The 23,086-nt window shown below is 61.1% G+C and carries 21 protein-coding genes; 3 read left to right on the forward strand and 18 right to left on the reverse strand.

All coding sequences use genetic code 11. The annotated features are described in order from the left end of the window. Window positions 1-212: 212 nt before the first annotated feature. The 4 genes from ACFOOL_RS03765 to ACFOOL_RS03780 form a co-directional block, all read right to left on the reverse strand. Window positions 213-1,265, reverse strand: coding sequence for a DUF3298 domain-containing protein (locus ACFOOL_RS03765; protein ID WP_380094986.1), 1,053 nt, complete (start codon window positions 1,263-1,265; stop codon window positions 213-215). A 343-nt stretch (window positions 1,266-1,608) separates the two neighbouring features. Beyond that, on the reverse strand, window positions 1,609-2,211 hold the full coding sequence (locus ACFOOL_RS03770) for an alpha/beta hydrolase (RefSeq protein ID WP_380094988.1): 603 nt from the start codon (window positions 2,209-2,211) through the stop codon (window positions 1,609-1,611). Between the two features lie 114 nt (window positions 2,212-2,325). Beyond that, window positions 2,326-2,835, reverse strand: coding sequence for a hypothetical protein (locus ACFOOL_RS03775; RefSeq protein WP_380094990.1), 510 nt, complete (start codon window positions 2,833-2,835; stop codon window positions 2,326-2,328). Further along, window positions 2,835-5,129 (reverse strand): LPS-assembly protein LptD, encoded by a 2,295-nt coding sequence (locus tag ACFOOL_RS03780; protein WP_380094991.1) that lies wholly within the window; start codon window positions 5,127-5,129, stop codon window positions 2,835-2,837. Before ACFOOL_RS03780 ends, ACFOOL_RS03775 begins: the two co-directional genes overlap by 1 nt. A gap of 147 nt (window positions 5,130-5,276) precedes the next feature. Between ACFOOL_RS03780 and ACFOOL_RS03785 the strand changes: the two genes are divergently transcribed. Beyond that, window positions 5,277-5,441: a hypothetical protein gene (locus ACFOOL_RS03785; RefSeq protein WP_380094994.1), complete on the forward strand. Its 165-nt coding sequence runs from the start codon at window positions 5,277-5,279 to the stop codon at window positions 5,439-5,441. Window positions 5,442-5,447: 6 nt separating this feature from the next. Here the strand turns inward: ACFOOL_RS03785 and ACFOOL_RS03790 are convergent, their stop codons facing one another. The 6 genes from ACFOOL_RS03790 to ACFOOL_RS03815 all read right to left on the reverse strand — a co-directional run bounded on the left by ACFOOL_RS03790 (window position 5,448) and on the right by ACFOOL_RS03815 (window position 11,823). After that, the gene (locus ACFOOL_RS03790) at window positions 5,448-6,128 is read right to left on the reverse strand and encodes a class I SAM-dependent methyltransferase (protein WP_380094996.1); all 681 of its coding nucleotides are present in this window, start codon (window positions 6,126-6,128) and stop codon (window positions 5,448-5,450) included. Between the two features lie 211 nt (window positions 6,129-6,339). Next, window positions 6,340-7,254, reverse strand: a complete 915-nt coding sequence (locus ACFOOL_RS03795) for an SMP-30/gluconolactonase/LRE family protein (RefSeq protein WP_380094997.1) — start codon at window positions 7,252-7,254, stop codon at window positions 6,340-6,342. Between the two features lie 454 nt (window positions 7,255-7,708). Further along, on the reverse strand, window positions 7,709-8,812 hold the full coding sequence (locus ACFOOL_RS03800) for a glycosyltransferase (protein ID WP_380094998.1): 1,104 nt from the start codon (window positions 8,810-8,812) through the stop codon (window positions 7,709-7,711). Then, window positions 8,809-9,924, reverse strand: a complete 1,116-nt coding sequence (locus ACFOOL_RS03805; protein WP_380094999.1) for a glycosyltransferase — start codon at window positions 9,922-9,924, stop codon at window positions 8,809-8,811. The genes ACFOOL_RS03800 and ACFOOL_RS03805 overlap by 4 nt, the downstream gene beginning before the upstream one ends. 1 nt (window position 9,925) lies before the next feature. Then, complete coding sequence (locus ACFOOL_RS03810; RefSeq protein ID WP_380095001.1) at window positions 9,926-10,885, reverse strand: glycosyltransferase family 2 protein; 960 nt, start codon at window positions 10,883-10,885, stop codon at window positions 9,926-9,928. After that, a complete protein-coding gene (locus ACFOOL_RS03815) occupies window positions 10,885-11,823 on the reverse strand; it encodes a glycosyltransferase family 2 protein (protein ID WP_380095003.1) in 939 nt (312 codons plus the stop codon). Before ACFOOL_RS03815 ends, ACFOOL_RS03810 begins: the two co-directional genes overlap by 1 nt. A gap of 66 nt (window positions 11,824-11,889) precedes the next feature. Here ACFOOL_RS03815 and ACFOOL_RS03820 point away from each other — a divergent pair, with 66 nt between their 5' ends. Together ACFOOL_RS03820 and ACFOOL_RS03825 are read left to right on the forward strand one after the other, a co-directional pair. Next, window positions 11,890-12,834, forward strand: coding sequence for a glycosyltransferase family 2 protein (locus tag ACFOOL_RS03820; protein WP_380095006.1), 945 nt, complete (start codon window positions 11,890-11,892; stop codon window positions 12,832-12,834). A gap of 50 nt (window positions 12,835-12,884) precedes the next feature. Next, window positions 12,885-13,658: a glycosyltransferase family 25 protein gene (locus tag ACFOOL_RS03825; RefSeq protein WP_380095008.1), complete on the forward strand. Its 774-nt coding sequence runs from the start codon at window positions 12,885-12,887 to the stop codon at window positions 13,656-13,658. On the opposite strand, the gene ACFOOL_RS03830 is transcribed toward ACFOOL_RS03825, so the two are convergent. From ACFOOL_RS03830 to ACFOOL_RS03865, 8 genes are all read right to left on the reverse strand, one after another. Then, window positions 13,651-14,361, reverse strand: a complete 711-nt coding sequence (locus tag ACFOOL_RS03830; protein WP_380095010.1) for an FkbM family methyltransferase — start codon at window positions 14,359-14,361, stop codon at window positions 13,651-13,653. The two genes, ACFOOL_RS03825 and ACFOOL_RS03830, sit on opposite strands and share 8 nt — an antisense overlap. Then, window positions 14,358-16,112, reverse strand: a complete 1,755-nt coding sequence (locus ACFOOL_RS03835; protein WP_380095012.1) for an ABC transporter ATP-binding protein — start codon at window positions 16,110-16,112, stop codon at window positions 14,358-14,360. The genes ACFOOL_RS03830 and ACFOOL_RS03835 overlap by 4 nt, the downstream gene beginning before the upstream one ends. A gap of 105 nt (window positions 16,113-16,217) precedes the next feature. Then, window positions 16,218-17,405, reverse strand: a complete 1,188-nt coding sequence (locus ACFOOL_RS03840) for a glycosyltransferase family 4 protein (RefSeq protein WP_380095013.1) — start codon at window positions 17,403-17,405, stop codon at window positions 16,218-16,220. Window positions 17,406-17,676: 271 nt separating this feature from the next. After that, entirely contained in the window at window positions 17,677-18,729 is a 1,053-nt protein-coding gene (locus ACFOOL_RS03845) for an Ldh family oxidoreductase (protein WP_380095014.1), read from the reverse strand. Beyond that, the gene (locus ACFOOL_RS03850) at window positions 18,726-19,796 is read right to left on the reverse strand and encodes an ABC transporter ATP-binding protein (RefSeq protein WP_380095015.1); all 1,071 of its coding nucleotides are present in this window, start codon (window positions 19,794-19,796) and stop codon (window positions 18,726-18,728) included. Before ACFOOL_RS03850 ends, ACFOOL_RS03845 begins: the two co-directional genes overlap by 4 nt. A 24-nt stretch (window positions 19,797-19,820) precedes the next feature. After that, a complete protein-coding gene (locus ACFOOL_RS03855) occupies window positions 19,821-21,287 on the reverse strand; it encodes a hypothetical protein (RefSeq protein WP_380095017.1) in 1,467 nt (488 codons plus the stop codon). Window positions 21,288-21,310: 23 nt separating this feature from the next. Further along, window positions 21,311-22,138, reverse strand: coding sequence for a carbohydrate ABC transporter permease (locus tag ACFOOL_RS03860; RefSeq protein WP_380095018.1), 828 nt, complete (start codon window positions 22,136-22,138; stop codon window positions 21,311-21,313). An 8-nt stretch (window positions 22,139-22,146) separates the two neighbouring features. Further along, window positions 22,147-23,086: carbohydrate ABC transporter permease (locus ACFOOL_RS03865; RefSeq protein WP_380095019.1), on the reverse strand; the 940-nt coding region annotated here is incomplete at its 5' end.

Consider the following 23,086-nt stretch of genomic DNA (forward strand, 5'->3'; position numbering starts at 1 on the left):
AGGGAGTGCTGGTCGCCGATTCCGTCAAAAACTGAACTGCTCTAGAGGCTTTCATGTTTTGACGGAATCGGCGACCAGCGCTCCCTCCCCCTTGAGGGGAGGGTTGGGGAGGGGGTGGGTTTGGCGGATCACCGAAGGACCCCCACCCCCGACCCCTCCCCTCAAGGGGGAGGGGAGCAAGAAAGCGCTGATCCACTTGACAGTGAAAGGCTCTAATAGCCGTAGCGTACCAGATCGGCGGTATCGGCGAGATAGGGCTCCAGCGCTTCCCAGCTTATCCTCGCCGTGGGCGCGCCATAGGCATAGGCGGCGACCTCGTAGGGCTGGAATTGCACGATCAGCGCATAGCTGTCGGAGAGCGACCAGCGCATGGGATCGGCAACGCTGTCGGCGATGAACGTCGTATCGTCCAGCATCAGCATGTCGCCATGCTGCTGCCGCAGCGCGCTCACCGCCAGATCGAGCAGCGCCTGCTGCCAGCCCTCGCCGGCAAACAGGTCGCCCGCCTCCATCCAGCGGCTCTCGCCGGTCAGATAGTGCAGATAAGAGACGGTCCAATTGCCGTGGGCGGCGCCATGGCCGTACCAATAGGTCTCGGTGCGCAGGCTGATCCGGCCCGTGCCGGCCAGTTCCGCGGGAAGGATGGAGACGGTGAGGTCGCTGCTGTCGTCCTCATTGCCGAAAGGCCCCTGCCCGGGCTCGACCAGGCCGGACAATTGCTCGCCCTGCGCCAGCACCAGCGCGTTGAACCGCCGCGCAACCTCGGTATCGGCATCGATCTGGGCCACGCTCATCTCGTAATGGGCGACCGGCCAATAGGATTGGGGATTGTCGGCTTCGTTGGGATCGGGCCAGGCCGCGTGGCGGGCCAGAGGATAAAAGCGCGTGCCCTCCAGCATGCGGCTGGCCTCGAGCATGCCGCTGCGGCTGTCGAAGAGCTCGACGAGGCAGGAGACGCCCCGCTCGTCATAGGCGCCCTCCTCCAGCGGCTCGGCGGTCCTGGTGCAGGCGCGCCGCGCATAATCGAGCCATTGGCGCTGGCCGGCCTGCAATTCCTTGAGCGCCTGTTTGGAAAGGCCGCCAATGGCGGTGGCCCAGCTCCGGTCCAGCCGCTCATCGGCGGCGGACAGCTCCGGATTGTCGCAAATGGCGCGCTCGAAGGGCGTCGAGGCCCCGGCGCAATCGAAACTGGCGGCCAGTATCGCCGGCGCCGGCAGGGTGAAAAGAACGGCCGCAAGGGCGGTGCGGAGGACGGTTCGGATCACGGCGGCACTCCCGATCGGTTCTATCGGCAAAAGGATAGAGCATCGTGGAGAAAAGTGGAGTCCGGTTCCAAACGTCTCTTCATCCCCCTCCCGAGCAGGGGGGATTACATGTGAGCCTGGAGGCGCAATAGAAGCTGTTGCGTTCCCCTCCCCCTTGAGGGGAGGGGTTAGGGGCGGGGGTTCCGCGCCGTCAATTTCCTCGATGAATCAATCGGATTCCCGGATGATCCCAAACCCCCACCCTCATTCCCTCCCCTCAAGGGGGAGGGAGGCGAAGGGGCCGGCCTCACAGATTTTTCCATAGGCAATTCCCCTCAATCCGAGGGGGTGAGAAATAAGGCGCTCAGGGCGTGGCGAGGAAAGCCGCAGTGGCGCGGATTTCCTCATTGCGCAATTCGTGCCCGCCTTCGTGCCAGGCCAGTTGGGTGGAGGCGCCATTGGCGGCGAAATAATCGGCCAGGGCCTGGGTGGCGGCGGCGGGGGCGATGGGGTCGTGGCGCCCGGCGGTGATCAGCACCCGCCTGCCGGAAAAATCCGCTTGCGGCGGCGCGAAGGGGATCAGCGGGTGCATGAGGATGGTGGCGTCGAACAATTCGGGGGCGGTGAACTGCACCGAGGCCAGGATATTGGCGCCGTTGGAATAGCCCAGCCCCACGACGCGCGACGGCCGCGCCGGGCCCAGTTGCGCGCGCACGAAGCCGGCCATGGCGCCGGTGCGCGCGGCCAGATCGTCCATGTCGTACACGCCCTCGCCGGTGCGGCGGAAATAGCGCAGCGCCCCGTGCTCGCTGACATCGCCGCGCGGCGCCACGATGCGCGCGCCCGGCAGCAATTGACCGGCCAGCTCGAAGAACTGGTTCTCGTCGCCGCCGGTGCCGTGGAAGAGAAAGATGACCGGGGCGTCGGGCGTGGCGCCGTCGGCGGCGCGGAACAGGTATTGGGACATGTCGGCTCTCCTGGCTGTTTGCTCCGATATCGGCCCGGGCGAGGGCCAGAACAATCGCCGGACCGGTCCACGCTGCGTTGCCGATCCTCAAACAATGCGGTCGAAGGCCCGGGCTCAGCGCACCATGGCGGGCTGAGCGGGCCGGTAGCCGGCAAGGATGGCGGCCCGCAGCGCCTCGGCCACCGCCTCCGCCGCCCGTTCCGCCGCTCCGGTGGCGGAGGCCAGATCCACCGGCGTCAGCTTGCCGGCCTGCCGCGCGGTGTCGGCAAAGCGCGTTGCCTCGAACAGCACCACCCCGTCGCGGCTGATGGCGACGCTGGCCTCGACCCGCACATTGACCGGCCGCGCCACCGCGAAGGCGTCGGAAAGGGCATCGCCGGGCGAGCGTGTGGCGGCGGTGACGCGCAGCACCGGATCGTCCGGGGCGGCGGGCCCGGGAAAGGCGAGGCGCAGCCGGTTGAGGATGAGCTGCTCTTCCCGGTTGGCGGGCGCGGCGAAATTGAAGCGTGCCGCCTCCATCCCGCCCGCATGGCCGCCATAGACCGGCGCGAAGCTGGTGCAGGCGGCCAGAACCATGGTCAGCATCAGGGCGCCGATGGCGGCGAAAACGGCGGATCTGGGCATCATGGCTCCTCGAGGACCGCGGCGGGCTTGCCGCCCGAAGGCGGCAGCAGCCGGAAGGTGGCGGTGAAGCGGGTATCGTCGGGACGGCGATGGGTGGGGCCGGTGCGGGTGGCCCCGGCCGAGAACCGCAGATAGCCGTCGTCATAGGCGAAGCCGCCCCCGGCCTGGAGGAAATCATTGGCGGCCAGGTCCCAATAGGCATTGGCGGTCACCGACCAGTATTCGTCGACCGGCACCCTCACCTCCGCCCCGGCCTCGTGCAGCTCCCTGACATTGCCGGTGGCCGGCGTCGCCGCCGCATAGCGGTAATTGAGCGCCCCGGCCCAGCCATCGCGCCCATAGCCGACGCCCAGCGCCGCCCGCGCAATGCCCAGGTCGCGGCTGTCCAGTTGCAGCTTGCCGCCGAAATCGAGCCCGCCGGCCAGCGAGCCATAGGCGCCCAGCGCCAGATGGGAGGCATCCCGATCGAGCCCCGAGGCCACCCCCGCCCGCTGGCGGTTCGGCGCTGCGAAGGCGTTGTCGCCGGCCAACTGGAACGACTGCCCGCCCACCAGCTCGAAATAGCTGCCATCGGCCAGCGTGGCCAGGTAGCGCCCGCCCAGATTGAGCCGCAAGCCGGTTTCCTGCCGGTCGATGCCGGTGAAGCGGTTATAGCTGAAGATATTGGTGTCGTCGAAAACGACGCTCTGCGCGTCCTCATTGGTGATGCCCGGCGCCATGCTGGCGGCGCCGCGATAGACGATCTGCCCGATGGGCTCGATCAGATGCGTCACCCCCGGCCCGTAGGCCGCCAGCGGATAGCGCAAATCCAGCGCCGCGATCGGCGTCGCGCCCAGCAGCGTCCCGGCGGCGGGCGCCGAGGCCAGCCCGCTGCCGCCATCGTAATAGGCCCCATCGAGCCGCAGCCCGACAAAGGGCGTCGCCACCACGCCCCCGGCGATCCACTGGTTCTGCCAGCTCGCCTGCGCCATGCCGTGCAGGCGATTGCCGGCATAGCCATGGTCATAGGGCACGCCGTTGACGGTCCCCGCCGCATCGAGCCGGCGGTGAATGCCCAAAAGGCGCGCCTCGACATCGATGCGCCCGGCCCCCGGCGGCAGGGTGAAGCTGCGCTCCACCCGCACATTCGGGAGCGCGATGCCCTGCTGGTCGCGCAATTCGATGGTCTGGTTGCCCAGGACGTTGAACTGCTGGATGCGCGCATCGACATAGGTGTCGGCGGTCAGATGGGTGGCATAGACCTCGTTGACGGCGGAGCGGCGCTTGTCGAGCCGGTAATCGTCGAAATAGGCATTATCGGTGAACACCGAATAGGCGAAGCCGGCTTTCCAGTCCTCCACCGGCACGAACTCGCCCTGCGCCTGCACGGCGCCGCGCCAGTCGCGCCGCGCCTCGGGCAGCTTGAAGGCGCTGCTGTCGAACTGATAGAGCCCCGACGCCTTGATGCTGAACGAGCCGGCATCGAACCGCTGCACCCATTCGGCGCCCATCAGGAACCCCTGGCGGCTCATCAGGGTGGGCGAGAGGATGATATCGGTCATGCGGGTGGAATGGACGGTGAACGGCGCCTCCAGCATGACGCCGGTGTTTTCCGCATAGCTGAGGCGCGGGCGCGGCAGGCGCTCGATGGTCTCGTTGTCGAGATCGGGCAGCCACAGATAGGGCAGCCAGGCCACCGGCACGCCGAGCAGCGAGAGCACCGGCTGCTCCAGCGTCACCGAGCCGTCCACCCGGTTCTGCACGATGCGGCTGGCGCTGACCGACCAGCCGATGCGCCTTCCCTGGTCGTCGACACATTCCCCGCAGGGGGAATAGCGGGCATCGACCAGGATGGTGCGCAGCGCCTCGTCGTAATCGGCGCTGTCGGCGGTGATCAGCGCGCCGTTATAGGCGGTGATGGCCAGCGAATCGAGAAAGGCCTGCTTGAGGCCGCCAGTAAGCACGAGGCTGGGGCTGCGCGAGACATTGCCGGATGGATCGGTGATGGTGACCCCGCCGCTCACCCGCATATCGCCCTCGCGGCGGCGATAGACCAGGTTCTCGCCGGTCAGCGTATAGCCATTGGCCCGCACCACCACATCGCCCCGGGCGGTGATGGTGTCGGCGGCGGCGTCGAACACCAGTTCGCGCGCCTCGACCGCCGTGGGCGCCGCCGGATCGACCGGGCTGTTGAAGAAATCGGGCGGCACCAGCGCCTGTGCCTGCGCCGGCAGCGCGCCCGGTAGCCCCAGGGCGGCAACGAGGACGGCGAAGGCCGCCCATCCCGGCCTCAGATGGCGATCAACCAGCCTCAAGAACTCTGCCCTTCTCTCCTGCCGCCCCCGGGGACGGAGGAAAGCGCCGCGCCGCGCCCGAACTCAAAACATGAGGGCATCTTTTCCGCGCGCGCCACACGCGGATCGCCCGATGGCATAAACTACCGTTCAATCTAGGGCCGGGCAATGAACAATATGCAAACCCCGCCCGGCATCGGGCCGCGTCCGGCCTTGCCAGCGCGCCGGTCCGCGCCTAGAACGTCCGGCATGACCCCTGACAGGATTTTCTTCGGCGCTCTCGTCCTCGCCCTCTGCCTGGCCATTTTCATCGTCATGATCGGCGCCGGCTGAGCCCCTTCAGCCCGCGCTCGCCACCCAGCCGCGAAACGAGAAGGCGGCATAGAACAGCTCGACATCGGCAAATCCGGCCTCGCGCAGCAGGTCCTCCTCTTCGGCATCGGAGAGCAGCGGCAGCCGCTCGGCCATGCGCCGGGCACTGGCCGCGGCCCGGTCCCGATCGGACCCGCTCCGGTCGGCGAAAGCCGCCGAGCGCGCCAGCCAGTGTGCCGCCGCGCCGCCCGGAGCGCAATGATGGGCGATGACGAGGCGCGCGCCCGGCCGCAGGCGGTCATGGATGGCCCGCAAGGTCCGCAACCGCTCGGGCCTGTCGAGAAAATGCAGGGTGAGCAGGCACAGGGCGCCCTCGAACGGCCCCGCCGGCGCCGCCTCGACGGTGCCCTCGATCAGCGCGATCCGCCCGGCCAGCGGCCCGACCTGGCGGCGCGCCAGATCGAGCATCGCCGCGGACGGATCGACGCCGGCAAACCTCCATTCCTGCCGCGCCTCGGCCAGGGCCCTGAGCTCCATGCCCCCGCCCGCGCCGACCACCAGAATGCGGGCCTCCCGCCCGGCCCGCTCGCTCAGCAGCAGCATGGCCATGCGATGCAGATCGAACAGCCCCGGCACCTTCAGGGGCGCCTCCTCCACATAGGGCCCTACCACGGCCGGATTGGAGAATACGCCCTGATTGTCTTTCATGAAGTCTTTCCCGCAAGCGCAAGGCGGCCGGACGCCGCCTTCTCCATCACCTCGAGCCTAATGGCCAATGGCGGCGATGTCTCAGGGATTTTCCGCGTCCGCGCGGGGATGAGCGCTTGCGGCCTCATCCATAGACATCGCCATACGGCGTTGGGAAATCACCCCGGGCGATACCGCGGCCGATCCCCGTCCATCGCCGCCGGGCCGGCGCTCAGAACGTCTTGGCGCCGTTGACGAGGAGGCGCACGGAATAGAGGCTGGTGGTGGCGCAGATGAACAGGCGTTCGCGCCTGGGGCCGCCGAAGCAGACATTGGCCACCACTTCGGGGATGAGCACCTTGCCGATCAGCGTGCCGTCGGGGTCGTAGACATGCACGCCATCGGCGGCCGAGCTCCAGATCCGCCCGTCCGTGTCGAGCCGGAACCCATCGAACAGGCCGCTGGTGCAATCGGCGAAGACCCGGCCATTGGACAGCCTGCCCTCCGGACCCACCTCGAAGACGCGCATGTGGGCAGGATTGTCCGCCCCGTGGGTGCGGCCGGTATCCACGACATAGAGCAGGCTCTCATCGGGGGAGAAGGCCAGCCCGTTGGGCTTGACGAAATCGTCGCAGACCACCGCCACCTCGCCCGAATGCGGATCGATGCGATAGACATGGGACGCGCCGATCTCGCTCTCGGCGCGATTGCCTTCATAGTCGGAATCGATGCCATAGGTGGGATCGGTGAACCAGATCGAGCCGTCCGACTTGACCACCACGTCATTGGGGCTGTTGAGACGCTTGCCCCGATAGCTGTCGGCCAGCACGGTGAGGGTGCCGTCATGCTCGGTGCGGGTCACGCGGCGCGTGAGGTGCTCGCAGGTCACCAGCCGCCCCTGCCGGTCGACACTATTGCCATTGGCGTTGCCGGAGGGCTGGCGGAAGACACCGACGGCGCCGCTGACCTCGTCATAGCGCAGCATGCGGTCGTTCGGCACGTCGGACCAGACGAGATAGCGCCCGGCCGGGAAATAGGCCGGCCCCTCCGCCCAGTCGCAATCGCCGAACAGCTTGCGGACCGTCGCATTCATAGAGGGAAGGCGGGCGAACCGCTCGTCCAGGACTTCGAAATCGCTTGCCGCCATGACCATACCCTTCTCGCATTGACAACGCCGCCGCCCCGGCCGCGCCGGCGCGCTCATGGATCACTATCGGCTAAAAATTGTCCCCGATAGCCTGGATGGCCTCTTGCTGAGACTATTGCTGTTGACGACGCCGCCAACCGGCATATCGGCCAGGCCGGCCGACGCCCGGCAGATTGAACCGAGGGCTCGGGTTTGGCCCTGCGGCTGTCTGTGTTAAGCTGCGTAGGTTTGGAGACCATCGGCCTGCACATGGCGCACGACCTCGCTGAAGCGCGCCTTGGCGTCCTCGCGTTTCAAGCTTCTCTTAAAGGCGCCAATTTTCGCGCCAATTTCTAGATTCGGTCGATACGTTGCTACGCCTATCTTCTCGCTGCACCCTGCGTACCGGAAGTCAACGCCGTCGCGGATATGGGAGGCCGCGGCTACGGAAGGATGAAAGGAATTGAGTAGGAAGTCACATTCCAGTTTCATGCCACTTGGCGTCCCCAAGCAAATACTCCCAGCGGTCCAGGATTGAAAAGAGCGAATGCTCTTGGGAATCCAACGGACCTACGGCCAGCCGGCAACGAGCATCGGCATCAGCCATAAGCCGCTTCATCGCGTCTGCGAGGCGCCCGGCCCTATCGTCATCGGGGTAAACCAGCACGCCGTTGACGTCATCTCGAATGAGCTCATTCGTGCCCGGACAATCGGCAAAACCCACTGCGGGAAGACCATGCGCCAAAGCTTCGATAGTGGCGAGGCCGTAGCTCTCATAGCGAGACGGGATCACATAGATCTGAGCCGCCCGATATTCCGCGCCGACGTCTCGCACGGTTCCGGGTAATTCTACCCGTCCGTCGAGGTTATGCCTAGAAATTTCCTGGCGCAGGCGGTCGCGTTCGGCTCCGTCGCCGAGAATACGAACTGTCCAGCCGGGGAATTCGTCAGCCAATTTGGCGAAGGCCCGGATGAGAGTAATATGGTCCTTCTGTTCGTGGAGCCGCCCCACCGCGATGATGCGTCCCTGACCCGGTGCCCCGACGACATCCGCCTGGGCATCAGCAACAATATCGACCGGATTGGGCAGCACAGTCATCTTACGCTGGACGATCTCCGGATATTGCCGCTTCATTTGATCCGAGACGGCGGTGAATCGAGTAGCGAAACAACTGGCCGCCTTCATGGATAGCCAGCTTAAAGGCTGGCTCTTATAGCGCGCCGGAACATTGTGCTCGCTGGCGATGAACGGAACGCCTGAAAAGACCAACGCCGCAGCGAGCGGGACATAGCACGAGGGCATGAACGCCACCACTGCATCGGGTTTTGCGGCCAAAATCCTGCTACGGACGCGAGGCAAGGACAACAATTGCGTCGCCTTGGTGATTTTGGATACGCCGCTGTCCAGTCGCGGGATCGAGGCATCGAGATCATAGAAGCTGCCCGAAGCTGCCGGCTCGAAGGTCATCACCTGCAGGTCATGGCCGCGCGCATGTAACCCGTTGGCGATGTCCACGAACACACGCTCGGCGCCTCCTCCCGGCACGCTCAAGGCCTTGATCGCGAAGACGAGCTTCATGTCGGCACTGCTTGGACGAGGACTTGTTCCCATCGGTCAAAGCATTCCTCGGGCCTATACTGCCGCATCGTCAGGACCGCGGAGCGACCCTGTGCCTTGCGGAGCCCTGCATCCGCCATCGGAACCGAGAGAGCCTGCGCGAGGCTGTCGGGCTCATTCATTCCTGTCGCCAGGGTGCCCGACCGTCCGTTCTCGATGAGATCGGGCACACCCGAACACTCCTCGAACCCCACGCTGGGCAAACCATGCGCCAGAGCCTCGGCCAGGGCATTCGGAAAACCTTCCCATCTGGATGGGAGGCAAAAAAGCTGCGCTCCAACATATTCGGCAGCGATGTCCCGCGTGGCGCCGGGCAGGAAAACGCGACCCGCGAGCTGTGACGAATTCGTCACGATCGATTCGAGTTGCGCCCGGTCCTCGCCTTCTCCCACGATGCGCAAATCCCAATCGGGAAAGCGCGGAGCCAAACGCTCGAACGCAGCAAGCAGCACCTGAAAATTCTTCTGATAGCCTAATCGCCCCACCGACAGCAGCGTGAACCGCCCGTCCGCCCCGGGCGCATCGGGAGTGGCATGCCTTTCCGCTTCCGGCACCGGATTGGGGGTTTCGACAATCTTATGCTGCAAGTAGCCGGGATAGCCTGCGCGGTATCGGTCGAACTGCACCGTGATCGCCTTGGCGAAGCGGAAGGAAAACAGCTCGATCCGACGATTGCGTTCGGTGCTGGCATGGTCGTAGAGCGAGGGCGCGGTCCGTTCTGCCGCGATCACCGGGACGCCCAGGCCCAGCGTATAGAGCCACATGGCGCGGAATGCTCCACCTTGAAATCCTGCAATCACTTCGGGCGCAAACTCCCTGACCAGGCGGCGTACCCTGCGCGCCCGCCGCAGGCGAAGCCCGAAACCGGCCTTGCTGGCCGGATTTCCCAGGTTCAGTTTGTACCATCGCACCCTGGGATCAAGCGGATAGAACGCTTCCGCCGCTTCACGGTCCCAGCTGAACAACGCCACGTCGTGGCCGCGCCGCGCCATTTCATTCATGATCGCCACGATCATGCGCTCGACCCCGCCCGCCATATTATCCATGGCCCGGGCCGCAAACATCATGCGCATGCTACACCTCCGTCACCGCCGCCATGCGCCGCTCATGCGCCAGCCTTTTGGGGCCGGTGGCGAAAAGATGCTTGGTGGCGAGCACGGGATTGACCATCCAGATCCGGAGAAACTGCAATGCGAAGCGCAGATAGTCGCGCTTGAAATGATAATAGCGCAGGATCGGCCAGTTGCGCGCATAATGGTAGCGGCGGATCGATTTGAGATAGCCCGCATGCTTGTCCACGATCGCCACTTCCGCATCCCGGTTCCGCTCGTAGGATTTATCGGCGCCAGTCGTCGCATGTTGCAGGAACAGCTTGTCGGACGTGCCGATGAACCAGCCGCCTGCGAGCGCCAGCCGCACGGCGAAGTCCACGTCCTCCACCCGCCGCAGCGTTTCATCGAAGCCGCCGAATTGCCGGAAGAGAGACATCCGCGCCATCAGCGCGCAGGTCGGCGTCCCGCTATTGTAGCGCCAGCCGGGCAATCGGCGATGAAACAGCAGGTAGTCGGCCAGCGCCGGCCCATGCGGACGAATCTCTTCCGCACCGATGGCCGGGAGCGGTTTCAGATAGCCATTGGGGTAGAGCCGCTCGCCGGCGGCATAGCAGGCGACCGGCAATTGGCCCTTTGACGCCTCGAACTGCCTAATGGCCGCGACCTGTGCCGACACACGCCCCGGCAGGCTCTCGTCGTCATCGTCGAAAAAGGCAAGGAAATCGCCCTTCGCCGCCGCGATGACGGCATTGCGCGCCACCGCCGGCCCGCCATTGACGCCCAGCCGGATCAGCCGCGCCCTGGGCTCGTCGGCGATCAACTGCGCCACCATGTCCGCAGAACCATCCGTCGAGGCATCGTCGACGATCAGGATCTCGATGTCGTGCCAATCCTGAGCCCGCGCGCTGGCAATGGCCCGGCCGATGGTTTCACCCGCATTGTAGCAGGTGATGCCGATGCTGACCTTTCCGTTCTCGATCATCATTCCCCGCCGGCCCGATGAAACGCGGAAAAGGCCCGGTTTCCTTCCAGGTTCGGTACGGCAAGACGCAGCCTTTGCCAAGTCAGCCGGGGATGCAGCGACGCCGCCGCAAGCATCCGCAGGGCGAAATGCGCCCGGTGCCGCGCCAGCCAGTGATATTTGGTGACGGCCCAGTCCCGGCAATAGCGATAGTGCCGCTCGCCGTCGAACACCTCCCGATGCTTGTCGATCAGCATCAGCTTGTAACCCAGCTCGGCTTCCAGCGATTTGTCGGACGTCTTTGTCAGCGTCTGCGTCACCAGCGGCGCGCCGATCCCGACGAAATGCCCGCCCGCCAGCGCCAGCCGCACGCAGAACTCGGTATCCTCCACGCGCCGGAAGGCTGGGTCGAACCCGCCCAACTGCCGATAGGTCTCCGTTCGCGCCATTTGCGAGCAGGTCGCCAGCGCGCCATAGCCGTCTTCCAGCGTGTCCCCGGCCAGAATCCGCCGCGCCACGGCCCGCCCATGTGGCGCCGCAACGCCGGCCCGCTCCCCCATGGTGGTCTCGATCCGCTGCTTTCCATCGAGCATGATCTGCCGGCGCGCGCTATGGCAGATCACCGGCGCGCCCCCTGCAAATCGCGCCTCGTAGTCCACGATCCGCCGAACCTGCAGCCGCACCCGTTCCGGCACGCTCTCGTCGTCATCGTCGAAAAAGGCGATGAACGCGCCCCGGGCCTCCTTCACGATCCGGTTTCGCGCCGCCCCCACGCCCCGATTGACCTCCTGCCGGAACGCCCGCACCTCCGGATGCGCCGCCGCCAGAGACGAAATCGCCTCCCAGCTTGCGTCCGTCGAGGCATCGTCCACGATGACGATTTCGATGGGCCGCCAATCCTGTTCAAGCGCTGTATAGATTAACCTTGCGACCGACTGTCCAGCATTATAAGTCGTCAAACCAAGCGTTATCAAAATTGCCTTTCTCAGTGCTTAGCACCCCAAACGCCACCTAGAGGGAAAGTTTTGACACTTCTTACCATCGGAATTGCCTGCTTCAATGCCGAAGATACGATTGAGCGTTCGATAACCGCTGCGTTGAATCAGACGTGGGAAGATAAAGAAATTATTATTGTTGATGACAGATCTCAAGATAATTCTGTCAATATAATAAAAGAAATTGCAAAAAATGATCCAAGAATAAGGCTTTTCCAAAGGGAAATTAATTCAGGATTCGCATCAAATCTAAACCTAATGATTAAAGAGGCGGCCGGAAAATATATTCTTATACAAGATGACGACGACGAGTCCTTGCCAGATCGCGCAAAAAAACAGGTGGAAGCGCTAAAAAATGCCGAGAACATGCTCGGGCATGATTATATTATCTGCAACGCTTCCCGTAACGTTATTGGAAAAAATGGTGAAATCGGCTTCTCAAAAGCTATCGGCACTGGACACATTCCAGTATCCGGTGAGTCGCTCGCGCTTCACATGTTTTTTCGCGACATTCTGGATGCAGAAAACGACGGTGCGGTTGCCACCGGATCCCTACTTGCTAAGGTCGAAACTTTAAAAAGACTTGGCGGTTATGACCCGCAATTTCGTCGCGAAGAGGATTCTGATTTGGTCGTTCGCCTAGCTCTTAGCGGCGGCGCATGCATCGGCATCGCAGAGCCTTTATTGCGTCAGCACCGCACAGTTAGCCCTGACAAGGCAGGCAAGATACCTCTAAATAACATGCTACTATTGGTTAAAAAGCATAAATCATATCTTTCACGAAGGCTGTATTATGCCGCCACCATGAAAGCCTATTCCAGACATTACTATACAATCAGGGACAAGCTGAGGGCTAGGATATATCTATTCGCCCTAATTCTATTACGGCCATCAAGTGTAAATAAGGCGTTTCGCTCAACGGTACGGAGGAGAGCGAGATATATTTCTAATTTATTCTATGGTGATACCAAATGATCCCCATATATTATATTAACTTAGACACGAGAAAAGATCGAGAAAAATTTATGCGGCAGCAATTCGAAGAAATTGAACTGCACGCCGAACGAGTGCCGGCTATCTCGTCAGAAGATATTGAAGCAATACGCGCAAATTGGAAAATTTTCCCAGAACATATGTCTATGGCAGAAGTAGCTTGCACTTTAAGTCATGTGAAAGCATGGGAATCTTTACTTATGTCAGGTGCACCCGCCGCCTTGATTCTGGAGGACGACGCAGTTCTATCTCCGGATTTATCCCGTCTACTAAGTTGGGAATTATATGAACGATATTTTCCTTCAATCATCAAATTTGAAACGTTTAGAAAAACTATAAGGATGGGATCATCTAAATTAATATCTAAAAAATACTCGATGGGAAGACTTCTCTCGAATCACGAGGGAACTGCTGCCTATATAATAGAAAGAAATTATGCAAAAAAATGTATAGAATTATCTAAAATAAACATCGACATTGCGGATACTTTTCTATTCCAGAACTCACAGTCCAAAATTAAAAACACTAAAATATTTCAATTGACACCGGCTCCTTGCATTCAGGTTACTAGACTTTCACACTTCGGAGAGACGTCATTGATCGAGAGCGATATTGCAACAGCGCGTGATAATCGACGTGCTGCGGGAGTCGGAAAATCTGTATTTATTCCCGGCCGAAGTACTAATCCTTGGAATAGACGCATATCACTGTTACAGTATTACTTTCTTGATCCCCTGGCAGCTTTCTATCCAAAAATAGAGGTCCCCTTTTCGGAGGACACAGAAAATCAAGCGCCATCTACGTAGATTTAGAAAAACAAGCGACATTCCTGTCTCGCGCAGACTCGCGAAAACCAAGCTCGAACAAACCATTTACTAGACGCGAAACAGATTCGTATCCGCTTAGACTAGGGTGAAGCTCCAAAATAATCCTATCAAATTTGATAAAATGATCTGCCGGAAGTAGGGTCTCCGCACCTTCTATGTCCATTATAAGAACGTTAGGCGTAAAATCCATCTCGGATAATATGCTATCTATGGTTTTTTGCTGTACCTTTACCCTCCTAATTTCTTTACTGGTAGAATGTATACTAGAAGCAAACGCATCAACGTTGATGCCGAACTCTATCTGAGCGTCCTCCGGCCCGAGAGCATACTGAAGTATCCTCGGTGCAGCGCGTCCATTTAGCGTGTAGTTCTCATTAATAGTCGCAGCGAGATCTGGGTTTGCTTCTAGAAGCTGGATATCCTTAACACCCATATTGTGTATGCAGAACAAACTTATAAAACCAATAGAAGAACCCGCTTCTAAAATTTTGTCATCTGGATTAACAAAAGCACGTATTATACGGCGCTCCTCCCCCTCATACCAACCATCCAGCAAGGCATCGCGCATGCGAGGAGATAAATTAGCTAGAGATACGCGAACTCCTTCTAATTTAGCTTCTTTTTTAGAAGCGGTGGATTTGTCATGAATAGCCCTACGTAGTTTTCTAAAGATGTTTATCATATTTTATTTCTGTCTTTTTTGCTCTTATGCAATGTGATGTTACCTAAATTAACATGGTAAATACAATCACAAAATTGCAATGAAGAAGGTCGGTGGGAAATAATAATTATAGTTTTGCATAGAAAAACCTCCTTTATTGATTTAATAACTAAATTTTCAGTGTCCTCGTCTAGTGCACTGGTTGCTTCGTCTAACACAAGGACGTCCGGATTGACGTACAGTGCCCTTGCGATGGCTATACGCTGGCGCTGACCACCTGAGAGGCGAATGCCTCTTTCGCCGATCGTCGTTTCATAACCTAGCGGCAGATCCTCTGTAACGAATTCATGCAGCGCAGCCATTTTCGCCGCGCGCTCAACCGCTTTCATGTCGATCTGATCCTCTGGCACGCCAAAGGCGATATTGGCAGCAATGGTTTCGTCGGCAAGAAAGATATGTTGCGGCACATAGCCGATGGAGCGCTGCCAGCGGCGGACCGATCGCTCATCGAGCGGCACCCCGTCCACCAGCAGCTCGCCCGATTGCGGCGTGACGAGGCCCAGGATCAGATCGACGATGGTGGATTTTCCGGCCCCCGTCTTGCCGATGAACGCCACCGAGCTGTTCGCCTCGATGCGGCAGGAAATGTCGCGCAGCGTCGGTCTGCCGGAGTTAGGATAGGTAAATTCGACATTGCGCAGTTCTATGGCGCTTTCGAGAGGCAGGGGCTCGACCGTTTCCGGCGGAATTTCCGTAGCGTAGGAAAACTCATTCTGGATTCTGTCCAGGGCCGGGCCTGCGGCTCGCACCATCACAGCGGAGCGGTAAAGACCCTGCACCACGGGCAGCAGGCGCAGGCCGGCAAAGGCGAAGGTGGCCAGGGCCGGTAGCGCGGCGGCGATATTACCCTGATTGCGCAGCAGCAGCGCCATGATCACCACCAGCATGCCGCCGATGGCGATCACTTCCAGCACGTAACGCGGCGTGTCCGCCAGCACCTGCAGGCCCGACCGGCGCCGCTCGAAAATATAGGAGGCGGCCTCGAACCGCCGCAGATAGGCATGCTCCAGCCCGCCGACCTTGACCTCCTTGATCCCGGACAGCGCCTCCTGGGCGATCTGGAACCGCTGGCGATTGGCTTCCAGCCGGTCCTGTCCGATCCGTGAGATCAGGTTACGGACTCCCATATAGATGCCGCCATAGGCCAGCCCCAGCACCACTACTGAAATCGTCGCGACCACCGGATCGACCAGGATCACCAGCAGGATGATGCAGCTCGCGACGACGGCCTGCGAGACGAGTTGCATCATCGGCAGCAACGCGCCGCCGACCACTTCGCCGACCTCGGCCAGCACGGTCTTGCCCAGATCCGAACTATGCCGGTCGAGGAACCAGCTATAGGGCCGGCCGAGAAAGTTCCGCAACAGCCTGACGCTGAGCGAGTGGCTGCGCATCGAGCTGAAGCGCAGGATCGCATAATTGTTGAGCGCGGTCATCGCCGTGCGCCCGACCACGACCAGGAACACCAGGCCCGAAAGAAAGATATAGAAGCTATTGAGGTCGGCAAAGCCCAGCCCCTCATAGGCCAGCTTCAGCCAGGAATTGGTCTCCACCAGGCTCGGCTCCGACAGAACCGCGATCAGCGGAAAGATCGAGGCGACGCCCGCCATTTCCACCACGCCCACCACCAGCATCATGCACAGCAAAAGGAGCGCCTGGCGCTGTTCGCGCGGGCTGAGCAGGGCGCGCAGTTTTCGAAAAGTGTCGAGCAAGGAGCTTCGCCTGGTCCTCGGATGATGATCGGGCCTTAATAGTCCTCTCCTCCGCCTATCACAAGCGCGGCCATTGGCAGATCTGGCCGGACAAGGATATGCCCGTCAGAGGCCCATGGCCTCGATGATCTTCGCATTGACCTGGCGGACGTCGAAACGCGCTTCGGCAAGATGGCGGCTCTGCTGGCCCATCGCCGCTATTTTTTGCGGATCATCGATGAAACGCCGCATCGCCGCGGCGAGCGCTTCGGGGTCGCGCGGTGGCACCAGATAGCCGTTGCGGCCCTCGACAACCGTTTCGCGGCACCCCACCGAGTCGGTGGTGACGATCGCCCGTGCCATCGCCATGGCCTCCTGGGTGCTGCGGGGTATGCCTTCCCGATAATAGGAGGGCAGGACGAACACCGAGGTCTGCTCAAGCCATGGACGGACGGGCACGTGGCCGGGCCATTCGACCAACCCCTCCGCCACCCATTGGCGCACCTCCGAGGCGGCGATGGAGCCGGGATTGTCGTCCTGCCCGCCGACAAGCAGAAAACGCGCCTGCGGACACGCCGCCTTCACCATCCGGGCGGCGGCGATGAAATCCATGACGCCCTTGTCGCGCAGCAGACGTCCAACGAAAGTGAACGTAACCGGCGACAGGACAGCCGGCGCCGGGGTCCAGGCGGCAAGATCGACGCCCGTACCGTTTACGCGAACGATCTTGTCCCGCGTCACGATATCGAGGCGGACAAAATCATCCGCATCGTCGGGGTTCTGCATGAATACGCCCTTCGTCTGCGACAGCGCGAAACGATAGAGCGTTTTGGCGGCATGATGGATGAGCATGCCTTTGGGCGTGTCGGTGGCGTTCTCGCTAAAGGCATAGCCCAGTCCGGCAATAAGCGCGAAACGGGCAGGCACCCGCGCGAGAGCAGCCGCGATCGTCCCATAAATGACCGGCTTGATGGCAAAAGCGAGCACCGCGTCCAGGGAAAGCTCAGCAAGAAGCCGACGCAGCTTGAGAGTGTCGGCCGTATCGCGGAACGGATTGAGACCCGTGCGCGACAGAGTGATTTCGACCGGATTGGCGCCCAGCGCCTGCAACGCTTCCATCGATGCCCTGTCGAGTTGCGGCGCCAGCGCGTAAACCTCATGGCCTCGGCTGACGATAGCCTCAATCAGCGGACCGCGAAAATTGAGCAATGAAAAGCCCTGATTGCCGATGATGGCGACGCGCTTTGATATCAGCCGATCCCCCAAACTGCCTGACAATACGTAACCATCCTTCCATTGCGAATTCGTCGGCAATTCGCATGCAAATCTGCTGGCGGCGGATTCAACGAATAGTGGCCAGCTTAGCCCGGGTGATCAGCGTTCTCGCCGCTCCGGGTTTCCGAAGGCCATTTGGCTTAAGTTATGCGGCCATAGCCGGCTGGTCCAGAATGCCGGAGCAGCGTTCCACAGTGTGTTAGGCGAGGCAGCGCCTCCGGCATTCCGATCACGACTGGGTTGACCATTTATCAGTGCGGGGCATCTGTTTAAGAGTACCAAGCCAGCCCTTTCGCCTGAACCTTTATCGCTACCTAGCCAGAGGTTGGGGTAACGAAAGCCCCAGCCGCCGGGACAGCTCGGTCAGCTTTGTCAGAGTATACGCATGCAGGACGATGCCGTGCTGCAGCGCGTGGCGCTTGCGGGCCAGGGCGCGCTCACCGGGCAGGCGGACAGCCGTGAAATCCGGATGGGGGCGGGCGCCATGACAGAGCCGGACCAATGCTTCCGCCTGGTCGGCGAAATCGTCGAGGCCGCTGAAAGCGGCGGGATCGATCACCTGCACAAAGACGGAGGCGCTCCAGCGCGGTTCTGCATTGGCGCGGCCATGGCCCGAAAGGCCCTGCGACAGCGCCTCGACGGCGAGCGCCATGCCGAAGCCTTTATGACCATGGTCCTGCCCGCCGGCAAGCAGCATGCTGCCGGGCGGCGAGGCGGAAAGCACCTTTGGATCTGCGCTTGGCCGGCCGGCATTGTCCTGTAGCCAGGGGCCGGGCAAAAGCCCGCCCGTCGCGGCAATGCGGGCCACCATGCCATTGGTGGTGATCGAGGATGACATGTCGATGAGAATGGGATCGCCATGCGTGGGAATGCCTAACGCGAGCGGGTCCGGGCCCAGCACCGGGTCGAGGCCGCCGAAGGGCGCAACGGTAGCCGAGCGCGGATCGGAGCTCGCAATGATGACCATCATGCCCCGTTGCGTCGCACGTTCGAGATAGGCTTGCAGGCAGGCGGTGTGATGAGCGCGGCGAATGCTGACCGCGCCGAGGCCGTATCGGCTTGCCTTCTCTAGAGCCGTATCGATGGCCTGCGCGATCAACCTGACGCCGCTGAGCCAGCGGCCGTCCCAATGCGCGATGGCGCCGTGATCGCGCAGAATGTCCGGCTCGCCGGTTCCAAGCATGGTGCCGCGTTCGAGTTCAGCCACATAGCTGGCGAGCAGGTCGATACCATGGGTGCCGTGCCCCAACAGGTCGGCCTCGACCAGCAATTCCGCGACCACGCGGGCGGCATCGCCGTCCGTCCCCGTCTGCGTCAGGGCCCGGGCGGCGAAGTCGATCAGCGAGGGGCCGGGAAAGCTCACAAGCGAACGCCGTCCGGCCCGAAAAGATGCGCCTTGGCAGGATCGAAGGCCAGCATCAACGTCTGCTCCAGCGCCACATCGGTATCGCCGTCGATGGCGGCAAACACGGTGGCATCCTCGCCCTTCACTTCCACGATAGTGGTATCGCCCAGCCGTTCAATCAGGCGCACCTGCCCGCCAATCGAACCACCGTCCTGTGGGGTCAGCAGGTGCGGGCGGATGCCGAAGGTCAGCCTGTCGCCAATGACGAGGCCGCTAGCGGCGAGTGGCAGGACGGTTTGCCGCAATGAAGGTGAGGAAATGGTGACATCCGTGGCCGTCACTGCATCGACCGTTACCGGGAGCAAATTCATCTTGGGTGCGCCGATGAAGCCGGCAACGAAAAGGTTGGCAGGATGATTGTACAGCTCCATCGGCGTGCCGACCTGCTGTACCTCGCCGAAATTGAGCACCACGATCTTGTCGGCCATGGTCATGGCCTCGACCTGGTCATGCGTCACATAGATCATGGTGGCGCCGAGCTCGGCATGAAGCTTGGACAATTCCATACGCATGTCGACGCGGAGGGCAGCATCGAGATTGGAGAGGGGCTCATCGAACAAGAATACCTCCGGGTGCCGGATGATGGCACGACCGATGGCTACGCGCTGACGCTGGCCGCCGGAAAGCTGGCTGGGCCTGCGGCTCAGCAGTTCCTCCATCTGCAAGATACGCGCCACCTCGCGCACCCGCCGCGCCCTCTCCGGCTTAGGAACGCCGGTGAGGCGCAGGCCGAAACCGACATTTTCCTCGACGGTCATGTGCGGATAAAGCGCGTAGGACTGGAACACCATGGCGACGCCGCGATCTCGCGGCGCCACATCGTTGCAGCGGCGGTCACCGATGAAGACATCACCACCGGTGATCTCTTCCAGCCCGGCGATCATGCGCAGCAGCGTGGATTTCCCGCAACCCGACGGCCCCACGAACACGACAAATTCGCCATGTTCGACGGTCAGGTCGATACCCTTGATGACCTCGACATTACCGTAATTTTTGCGGACATTGCTGAGATGCAATCCAGCCATGGTGTTCTCCTCGCACCCAGCCGCCTAGGCAGCCAGTTCGATAACGTAGACGCTGACTGACGCCTTGGGCAAAGCGATTCCCGTCAGCGCCGGAACCGAGCTCTGCTGCACGGCAAAGACATCGAGATTGGTAGTGTCGATCGCAGCGTCGAGCTGATCAGGCGCAATACGATGGCAGGTGATCCCTGCCGCAGAAGCGTCGCGCAACTCGATATCCACCAAGGCGGAGTTTTCAAGGTCGGTATTAGTTACATGGACATAGACCGTATTACCGCTGCGCGAGGCCGAGACGACCACCGCTTCATTGGCACTGTCGGCCTTGAGCCCGTGCGTGCCGGACTGCGTTTTGAACAGACGCATCACGTGGCCTACTGGCAGCAGGTAGGGCTGCTCCCGCGGCGAGCCGAGCAATACCGCATTGACGGTCCAACTAGTGCCGGCGAAGTCGGCGAGCGTACAGATGTCGATGATGTCAGAATGTTGCTCAAACAGCGTTAGGCAGCGGGCATGATAGATGCCGGAAAGCCATTCGCGCAGCAGCTCGATCTTGTTGTGCGGCTCCAGTGACAGGTGGCCCTCGGTGATGGCGAGCTTGAGCTTTGGATTGGCCTTGGATACGACGGCGCGCGCATTGAGCAGTTTAGTTTCCACCGCGCGATAGATGCCGTCGAGCTCCCGCCAGGTCTGACCGACGTCGTCCCGATAGCGGCGGCCTCTCAGAACGGTATCCTTCTCCCGCGCCTGCTGGTTCATCATGTGCAGAGCCACCATGTCGATCTGGTCGCCGGCCGCCTCGACCAGATCACCAGCCCACCACGCATCGGTATCGCGCTCCATATCGCCCCAGCCGATCAGCAGGATATTGGGGTCGCGCGCGCGCATCGCATCGGCAAATTCGCGATAGTGGCGGGCATTTTCCTTTGAAGTAAAGCGTTCGCCGGCCTTGGGGTAGGAGGTTTCGTTGCCAATCTGCCAGGTGCGAACGTTCCAGGGCTTTTCGCGACCATTGGCCTTACGTTCGACATTGTCAGGATCGTTGCAATAGCTAACCAGGTCGGCAGCTTCCTGGGCATCGCCCGAACGGTTCTCGCCACGGGCAGTGTTAATGTATTCGGGGCGGCCATCAGCGGCGAAGTTAATCGCCATGATCGGCTCGGCCCCGACCGCCTCGCAGAAATCGAGGAATTCATGAACGCCAACGCGGTTGGTTTCAACGCCACCCCAGAGATAGTTGAACATGGGTTGGCGCTGTTCGGGGGCGCCAACGCTTTCCCGCCACTTCCAGAAGCTGGTGAGAATGCCGCCCCAGCGGATGGACGAGGGGGCCAGATCGCGCACCACACCGATAAAATCGTCGCGCCACTTGTCTTCAAGAATGTCCCAGCAGGCCTCTACCGAGGAATCCGTGGTACCGAGCGGTTCCATGAACTGCATGTAGAAACGGGGAGAAATCTCATGGCGCGGACTAACGTCCACCTGAATAGAGGTCATGTAAAACTCCTATGTAACGCGGATTACTTGATGCCCGCAGTGGGACGCATGCCATTGACGATCCAGCGCTGTCCGAACAGGAACAGGACGATCATGGGCAGCGAGGTGAAGAAGGCGGCCGCCAGAATGACGGTATAATTGATGATGGCAGCGGTATCAGCCGAGAGATAGGCAACGGCCACCGGCACCGTCATGGACGCGGGAGAATTGGTGATGATCAAGGGCCAGAGGAAGTTGTTCCAGCTATAGAGCGCGGTCAGCACCGACACGGTGATGATGGCTGGGGCAGCGAGCGGCACCATGATGAGGCGGAAGACCTGAAAATCGGTCGCGCCATCCATGCGGGCCGCTTCATCCATCTCCTTGGGCAAGTTCTGGAAGAACTGTCGCAGGATGAAAATGCCGACCACGCGCGGCAATCCCGGCAGAATGACGGCATAAACCGTGTCAACCAATCCGAGATTTGCCATCAGATCATAAAGCGAAAGCACTTCGAGAATGCCGGGCATCATCATGGTGATGAGCACCAGAAAAAAGACGAAGTCCCGTCCGAACCAACGCAGCCGTCCGAAGGCATAGGCCGCCGGTATATCGAGCAACAGGATACCCACAACCTGCGCTACCATGATGATGGTGCTGTTCAACATGGCTTGCGGCACGCTGACTCCGCGTCCGGCATCGGTGAGCACCCGCCAGTAATTGTCCAGCGTCCAGTTGCTCGGAATGAGCTGGTCCTTGAGAATTTCCGAGGAAGGCGCGAAGGAGAACAAGATCAGGGAGGCGACGGGAAGTACCCACAGCATCGCCAGCGCGAACAGAATGATCCAGCGTAGCGTCGGATTGCGTTTCATGGCTGCCCCTAGCGCTGGCGGAAGACGCGGAACTGCACCAGAGACAATGCCGCGATGATGAGAGTGATGACCACGCCGATAGCAGCGGCACGGCCGATGGCGAAGCGGCGAAAGCCTTCTTCGTAGAGCAGTATGGTGAGCACTTCGGTACTGCCGAACGGGCCGCCCTCGGTCATGATCAGCACTTCGCCGAACACCTGGAAAGCCTGGACCAGGCTCAGGATCATGACGATCAGCATGATCGGCTTGAGTAGCGGCAGGGTGATGAAGAAGAAATCCTGCACGGCGTTAGAGCCATCGAGATTGGCCGCCTCGTAGAGATCGTCGGGAATGTTTTCGAGCCCGGCCAGCAGGATGATGACCATGAAGCCCACATTGATCCACAGGGTGATCAGAGCGATGGCTACCAGGGCCCAGCCCGGCTCGGAGAGCCAAGCCTGATCCGGCAGATTGAGCAGACGCAGAATCTGGTTGATGGTGCCGGCCTGCGGCTCGAACAGCCATTTGAAGGCGATGGAGGCGACCGCTACATTGACCACCAGCGGAAAGAAGAACGCGGTTCGGAAAATAGCGATACCAGGCAGCTTGCGATGCAGCAGCACCGCCAGCACCACTGAGATGACCATGATCATCGGCACGAAGATCAGCGCGAACTTGGTGGTGGTGATCAATGACGCCCAGAACCGTTGATCGGCAAACAGTGAAGTGTAGTTGCCCAGTCCGACGAAGCCGTTGGGCCCGAAAATGCCCCAGTCAAACAGGCTGATATAGACCGCACGGACGATCGGATAGCCAAGAAAGATGGCGAAGACCACGAGATAAGGGGCAACCAGCAGGAACGGAAACAGACGTGAGCGCGCTTGCGGCATGCGGATAGCTCCACCTGGGCATAGCAAGATATGAGCCTGGCGCAGCGGCGCCCAGCTGGCGGCAAAAGAGAAGCGCCGG

Origin of the sequence: Devosia honganensis (genome assembly GCF_042648785.1) — a bacterium.
GTDB classification, from domain to species: Bacteria; Pseudomonadota; Alphaproteobacteria; order Rhizobiales; family Devosiaceae; genus Devosia; species Devosia honganensis.